This is a genomic window from Acinetobacter sp. V2 (assembly GCF_001188385.1).
GTDB lineage: Bacteria > Pseudomonadota > Gammaproteobacteria > Pseudomonadales > Moraxellaceae > Acinetobacter > Acinetobacter oleivorans.
The window spans coordinates 227,247-233,636 of sequence record NZ_JZFB01000002.1 but is presented as its reverse complement, the minus strand read 5'-3'; the positions used below and the strand labels follow the sequence as shown (position 1 = coordinate 233,636).

Here is a 6,390-nt window from a genome sequence, read left to right as displayed (position 1 = left end):
CTGTCTATGGGTCTTATTTTAATAAGGACAATAACAATGTTTGCTTCGATGTTTCTTTTTTCATTTGCAATGTCTATTACTCCAGGCCCAGTAAATACCGTCATTTTATCGACCAGTTTAAATCATGGTTTAAAAAGATCGCTTCCCTATATTTCAGGCGCAACCATTGGTTTTACCTTGCTTTTAATTTTTATGGCATTTGGTCTTCAGAGTTTATTAACTCAGTTTCCTGTTCTATTAAAGATTCTTGCGATTTGTGGAACGCTATTTGTTTGTTATATCGGCATAAAAATTATTCTTTCTGCTGCCAATATTTCTATTTCAAATGCTCCCGTAGACCAAATTATTATTCCCAATTTTAAAGATGGTTTTTTGCTACAGTGGCTTAACCCTAAAGCGTGGTTGGCTTGTGTGTCGGGCATTACCATGTTTACAAGCATTGAGAATCCGCAGTCATTGCCGATCTTTATCGTTATTTATTTCTTCACTTGCTATGTGTGTTTGTTCTTTTGGGGGTTCTGTGGTGATAAATTTTCAGTGGTGCTGAATCAGGGCAAACGTTTGAAATATTTTAATATCCTAATGGGAGCATTCTTAATTTTATCGGCTCTTTTAATTTTGATTGATTTTTTTTAAATTGGTCGTATTACACTGTGAAGATATAACAACGAGACAAGACCTATGTTTAAGCCATTTGAAAAGGGTACAGAGTCTTCATCAATTGAAGATTTAACATTAGAAAATGATGTCGATTGCGTCAGCATTTATGGCAACTTGCAAATCACCAAAGACAAAATCGGATTAGAACAAGCGAAGGCTTTACAGAGCTTTTTAAACGATGTAGTTGCAGCTTTGGAAAAAGAAGAATTGCCTGAGAAAATTGAACGTCCGGCTGAACAAGAAATTAATAATCCGTTTTTGTAAATGATTCATTCATAGAGTTTGGTCTAATCAAAGTTCTATGGTTATTGAATAATGCGTGAAATCTGATTCGTGATAAAGCCATTCACAACCTGCCCATTTTAAGATCAGGATTGTTACTGTGTGGGATCAGATAAATGATACCAGAGAACAGGTTTTGTGAATGGCAATGGTTTTGGTTACTTTTGTCGAAACAAAAGTAATGAGAATTAGCTGATTACATTCGATTTTATGAAGCAGGACTCCGTCGTGTTAATCTTTGTCCCCAGCAACTACCTTATAAATAATCGCCCCAATCACAGCCCCTAAAATCGGCGCTACCCAGAACAACCACAACTGACTTAAAGCAGCAGTTTCAGCAAAGAATGCAACACCTGTACTACGTGCAGGGTTCACCGAAGTGTTCGTAACTGGAATACTAATTAAGTGAATAAGCGTTAAGCCTAAACCAATCGCAATAGGAGCGAAGCCAGCAGGTGCGCGGCGGTCAGTTGCACCTAAAATAATGATTAAGAAGAAAGCTGTAAGAACGACTTCAATAATGAAAGCTGAACCTAAGCCAAACTTGTTTGGTGATAAATCACCGAAACCATTTGAAGCAAAACCACCAACACCGCTAAAGCCCGCTTGGCCTTGAGCAATAATGTAGAGAACAAATGCAGCAGCAGTCGCACCGACCACTTGAGCAACGATATAGGGAATTAAATCTTTAACATCGAAGCGGCCGCCGACCCAAAGGCCAACACTTACCGCGGGATTAAAATGTCCACCTGAGATATGCCCTAGAGCATAGGCGCCTGTCAGTACGGTTAAACCAAAGGCAAGGGCTACACCTGCAAAGCCAATACCAAGTTCAGGGAAAGCTGCGGCTAATACTGCGCTACCACAACCACCAAAGACTAGCCAAAACGTACCTAGAAATTCAGCAAAATATTTATTCATTCTGATTACTCATTTATTTAATCTATTTTAATTAATGTGAATTACGTCACATAAATTTGAAGCATGTGACTATATGAAATTTTTGTTTTCAGTGTTGTTTTAATCAAGAAAAGATTTGTAAGTTTTGGTTGGTTATTCTTTGTCTAAAAAATGATCCCTCCATTGTTGGGGTGTTTGATTGGTCCAATGCTTAAAAGCTCTTTGAAAAGCACTTTGTTCCGAGTAACAAAGCAGAAGAGCTATCTCTTGTAAACTTAAATGCGGGTCTTTTAAATACTCGGTTGCCAGCATAAAGCGCACTTGCTGAACGCGTTCCTGAAAGGTGGTGTTTTGCTGTTGTAAATGTCTTTGCAGTTGCCGCACGGACAGACCTAATTGAGCAGCAATATATTCAATTTGATATTGATTCTTCTGCAGTCCAGTCAAAATTGAATGCTGTAAACGCTGATCAAGTTGGGTCGAATTTGGTAATTGTTCTAACAGCGCTTGTGCTTGTTGAACCAATAGCTGCTGTAGAGTATGGTCGGCGCTGCTAAGCGGCTTATGAATTTCCGTAATTGGAATGAGCAACTCTGTACGCGGCTGGCTAAAACGAACGGGACATTGGAAGTATTGTTCATAAACCCTGATATTTTTAGGGGCAGCATTTAAGAAATGTACTTCATGTAAATGCACATCTTCATGAGACATAAAAAGACGTAAGAACTGAATGACCAGTGCAATCGCAATTTCATCGGTAAGCTGAGTAGGGTGTAGCTCAGTCGCTTCCCAGCGAATAGAACCATATCTCCCTTGTAGTTCAACCACTAATGGGCTCCCGTCATAAATTAGACGGTGAAAATCATGATAGCGAATTAAGGCTTCACCTAAGTTGTCGCAAGAGAGCGCGAGGTAAGCAATAATTCCTAAGTGTTTGGGTTGTACATATTTGGCAATCTCGAGCCCTAAACCCGGCTTCGGGTCTAGTTTATAAATCACTTCTAATAGATCGCGCCAAATTACATAGTCAAAGCGTTCTAGATTTTGAACTTGTTCTAATTGTTCAGGAATCGCTAACTTATTCGCTTCGCAATAAGCTTTTAATAGATGTCCCAGCCCTCCATATACTGAGCCTGTATAATTTTTTAGTTGTGGCATCCGTAACCACCTCTTTCTTGTCGTGATTTGTCAATGAAACCATAAATTCTGGTCAATACCTAGCATAACGAATTTTATATGCTGAATAAAAAGAAAAAGGAGTTAGGTGATGTTAAAAGGGTTCATTGCAGGAATTGCGGTTGCAAATGCATTTGAATGGGTGGCGCATAAATATATTTTGCATGGTGTACACCGTGCTGGAAAACCGCGCTATAGCCCCGTACCAAAAAGCATGGAATCACATTGGGCGCATCATCGTGAAGTCCGTAAACAACAATTCCATGATGATTGCTATGTTGAGGGCGTTGGCAATTGGCGCACTAAAAATGAGCTAATTTCACTTGCTGTGGTGGCAACCGTTTCAAGCGCAATTTTCTATCCATTTTCAAAAGGTATGGCACTTGCAGCTTGGTACAGTGCTGGTAATTATTATTATATTCATCGCCGTGCGCATTTAGAGCCCGACTGGGCAAAGCGTAAAATTCCGTGGCATTACGATCACCACATGAACTCTAATCAAGACGCGAATTGGTGCGTGACCAAACCTTGGTTTGATTATGTGATGGGAACACGTGTGGTATCTTCGGCAGACCTAAAAGAACAAAACCCTTTGGGTATTCAGTTACCTACTACGCTTGCTAGACCACTGTCTCAAGCAGTAGAGAAAATCTTTCCTGCAAAATGGGTCGAGAAAAAAGAAAAACCTCAACTCGTTAGCGACATAAATTCGGTCGATGGTGCTGCATAAAAATAAAGGGGCATATTGCCCCTTTTATTATCAATGCGCTTACAAGCGCATTTCGATGCCTTGATCAGCTAAATATTGTTTAGCTTCTGGAATCGTATATTGGCCAAAGTGGAAAATACTTGCCGCCAATACTGCATCAGCACCACCTTGTAAAATACCGTCTGCAAGGTGTTGTAAGTTACCTACACCACCTGAAGCAATGGTTGGAATGGTAACGCGGTCATTAATGGCACGCATTAAAGCAATGTCGTAGCCTGCTTTAGTACCATCGGCATCCATACTGGTAATCAGTAACTCACCCGCACCGTAGTCAGCCATTTGTACTGCCCACTCAATCGCATCAATACCCGTTGGTTTACGGCCACCGTGAGTAAAGATTTCCCATTTGTTATCGCCAGTTTTTTTGGCATCAATCGCAACGACAATACATTGTGCGCCAAAGTGCTGTGACGCTTCTTGAACAAATTCTGGGTTAAATACGGCAGCTGAGTTAATACTCACTTTGTCTGCACCTGCATTTAATAACGCACGAATATCTTCAACCTTACGTACACCACCACCGACAGTTAATGGCACAAATACAGTCTCGGCCATACGTTCAACAGTACGGTAAGTGGTATCGCGTCCATGATGTGTAGCGGTAATGTCTAAGAAAGTAATTTCGTCTGCACCTTGTTCGTTATAGCGACGTGCCACTTCAACAGGGTCGCCAGCATCACGAATATCGAGGAATTGAACGCCTTTAACTACGCGTCCGTTATCAACGTCTAGGCAAGGAATAATACGTTTAGCAAGCATAGCTTTTTCCAAAAATAATCGCCGTTGGTGAAAGTTCCTACACAGGCGCTACACCTTCATGGAGGGAAGAGGTATTCTATCAAACTTCACAGATGTTTTTTGCAGGTTTTCTATGTCGGTTTATACCCCGTTGAGTTTAGATGAAGTTCGCACCTTTGCTGCACCTTATGGATTAGAGGTGTTGGAGCTGAACCCAATTCAGGGAGGTATTCAAAACACCAATTATTTTCTGGTTGATGTAAACCGCAAACAATATGTATTGACTGTATTTGAAGAGTTAGATGCACAAGGGGCAGGTGAACTCATTCCTGTACTTGAACAATTAGGAACTCATGATGTACCCGTTGCTGTGCCGTTAAAACATAGCGGACAAGCGGTTCATGTGATTGCAGATAAGCCTGCACAAATTGCACCACGTCTCATGGGTGACCATCCCATGCAAACGACAGTAGCGCAAGTTGCCGCAATTGCAGACGCACAGGCGAAGCTACATGTTGCTTTACAAGATTTTCCGCTTGAGCGTGAATATAGACGTGATCATCAATACTGGACAGGCGTTGCAGAACAGCTTAAACCAAATATGACTCAAGAAGACCAAACGTTACTTGAGCAGGTCTATCAAGCTTTTAATACTAAAACAGCGCAGTATTCAAACCGACCAACAGGTTTTATTCACTCAGATTTGTTCCGTGACAATACGTTGTTTGAAGGTGAGCAATTACAAGGTATTTTAGATTTTTACGAATTAAATCAAGATGAGTTGCTATTTGATATTGCGATTACCATCAATGATTTTTGTACCGAATATCCAGCAGCACATTTAAACTCAGACAAAGTGGCAGCTTACTTAGCGGCATACCAAAAGGTTCGTGTGCTTACTTCAGATGAACTTGAGTGTTTAGATGTATTCTTAGCAATGGCAGCATGCCGCTTTTGGTCAATGCGTTTGCAAGTTGCTCAAAAAAATAAAGAAGAAGGACGTACCGGCGATGACATTTTGCAAAAAGACCCGCAGGAAATGCGAGCAATGATGCAAGACCGTTTAAGTCATGTAAAAGCATAAAAGGGAATAAAGATGCGAGATCAGGGGCGATTAGTCGAATGGTTCGACGAAAAAGGTTATGGCTTTATTCAGCCAGATGATGCTGAAAAAGAGCGAGTCTTTTTGCATATTAAAGATTTTGCACGTCCCGGTCCTCGGCCAATTATTGGCTGTGCACTGGAATATCTGATTATTCTCGATGAGCAAGGTCGCTTTCGTGCTCAGCAGGTCACTTATTTAAAAGCATCTCAAACTCGTAAAACGTCAAAACCAGTAAAAACACAATCTTCTTTTCAAGCTAGTCCATGGCCTGCAATGCAAATGGGGATCGTGTTTTATTTCGTTTTAATGGGAATTATGAGTTTTATCCATATTTTACCCGCCTATACCTTATTGTTTATTTCAATGATGAATGTGCTGAGTTACTGGCTATATTCACAAGACAAAGAAGCCGCACAATTGGGTAATCGCCGTGTCCCTGAGCAAACATTGCACATTGTCAGCTTTTTAGGGGGGTGGCCTGCCGCATGGTGGGCACAACAAAAACTGAGACATAAAACACAAAAACAACCATTCCGTAAGATTTATTTTTGTACCATATTCCTTCATTTACTTTTGATTTTGTGGCTAATTTCTCCCTTAAATGTGTTGCGGGGCGCATAAAAGTAAATCGTTTTATTAAACTTGAGAGGTATAAAAATGAATAGTTCTATCGACCAAGATCCAAATCGTACTTTAACACTTATTTTATATGTACTTTATATTGTCGCTATTTTTACAGGCGGCTTACTTGCGGTTATTG

The 6,390-nt window shown here is 40.5% G+C and carries 8 protein-coding genes and 1 pseudogene; 6 read left to right on the top strand and 3 right to left on the bottom strand.

The features are described from left to right. The first annotated feature begins 36 nt into the window (after positions 1-36). Together UC75_RS09900 and UC75_RS09895 are read left to right on the top strand one after the other, a co-directional pair. Positions 37-636, top strand: a complete 600-nt coding sequence (locus UC75_RS09900; protein ID WP_049837479.1) for a LysE family translocator — start codon at positions 37-39, stop codon at positions 634-636. A 45-nt stretch (positions 637-681) separates the two neighbouring features. Continuing rightward, positions 682-924: a hypothetical protein gene (locus UC75_RS09895; RefSeq protein WP_049837478.1), complete on the top strand. Its 243-nt coding sequence runs from the start codon at positions 682-684 to the stop codon at positions 922-924. 249 nt (positions 925-1,173) lie between these two features. On the opposite strand, the gene aqpZ is transcribed toward UC75_RS09895, so the two are convergent. Next, positions 1,174-1,863 carry an aquaporin Z gene (gene aqpZ / locus UC75_RS09890; RefSeq protein ID WP_016803075.1) on the bottom strand — a complete coding sequence of 230 codons (690 nt, stop codon included), beginning with the start codon at positions 1,861-1,863 and terminating at the stop codon, positions 1,174-1,176. A gap of 132 nt (positions 1,864-1,995) precedes the next feature. Beyond that, a complete protein-coding gene (locus tag UC75_RS09885; protein ID WP_049837477.1) occupies positions 1,996-3,000 on the bottom strand; it encodes an AraC family transcriptional regulator in 1,005 nt (334 codons plus the stop codon). Positions 3,001-3,109: 109 nt separating this feature from the next. Between UC75_RS09885 and UC75_RS09880 the strand changes: the two genes are divergently transcribed. Continuing rightward, positions 3,110-3,748, top strand: coding sequence for a hypothetical protein (locus tag UC75_RS09880; protein WP_049837476.1), 639 nt, complete (start codon positions 3,110-3,112; stop codon positions 3,746-3,748). Positions 3,749-3,787: 39 nt separating this feature from the next. Here UC75_RS09880 and hisF read toward each other — a convergent pair whose 3' ends face one another. Next, the gene (gene hisF / locus UC75_RS09875) at positions 3,788-4,546 is read right to left on the bottom strand and encodes an imidazole glycerol phosphate synthase subunit HisF (RefSeq protein ID WP_049837475.1); all 759 of its coding nucleotides are present in this window, start codon (positions 4,544-4,546) and stop codon (positions 3,788-3,790) included. Between the two features lie 112 nt (positions 4,547-4,658). On the opposite strand from hisF, the gene UC75_RS09870 reads away from it, so the two are divergent. The 3 genes and pseudogenes from UC75_RS09870 to UC75_RS21015 form a co-directional block, all read left to right on the top strand. Further along, positions 4,659-5,609 carry a homoserine kinase gene (locus UC75_RS09870; RefSeq protein WP_049837474.1) on the top strand — a complete coding sequence of 317 codons (951 nt, stop codon included), beginning with the start codon at positions 4,659-4,661 and terminating at the stop codon, positions 5,607-5,609. 12 nt (positions 5,610-5,621) lie between these two features. Continuing rightward, positions 5,622-6,251, top strand: a complete 630-nt coding sequence (locus tag UC75_RS09865) for a DUF1294 domain-containing protein (protein WP_049837473.1) — start codon at positions 5,622-5,624, stop codon at positions 6,249-6,251. A gap of 36 nt (positions 6,252-6,287) precedes the next feature. Continuing rightward, positions 6,288-6,390, top strand: a pseudogene (locus UC75_RS21015) (hypothetical protein); the annotation flags it as partial.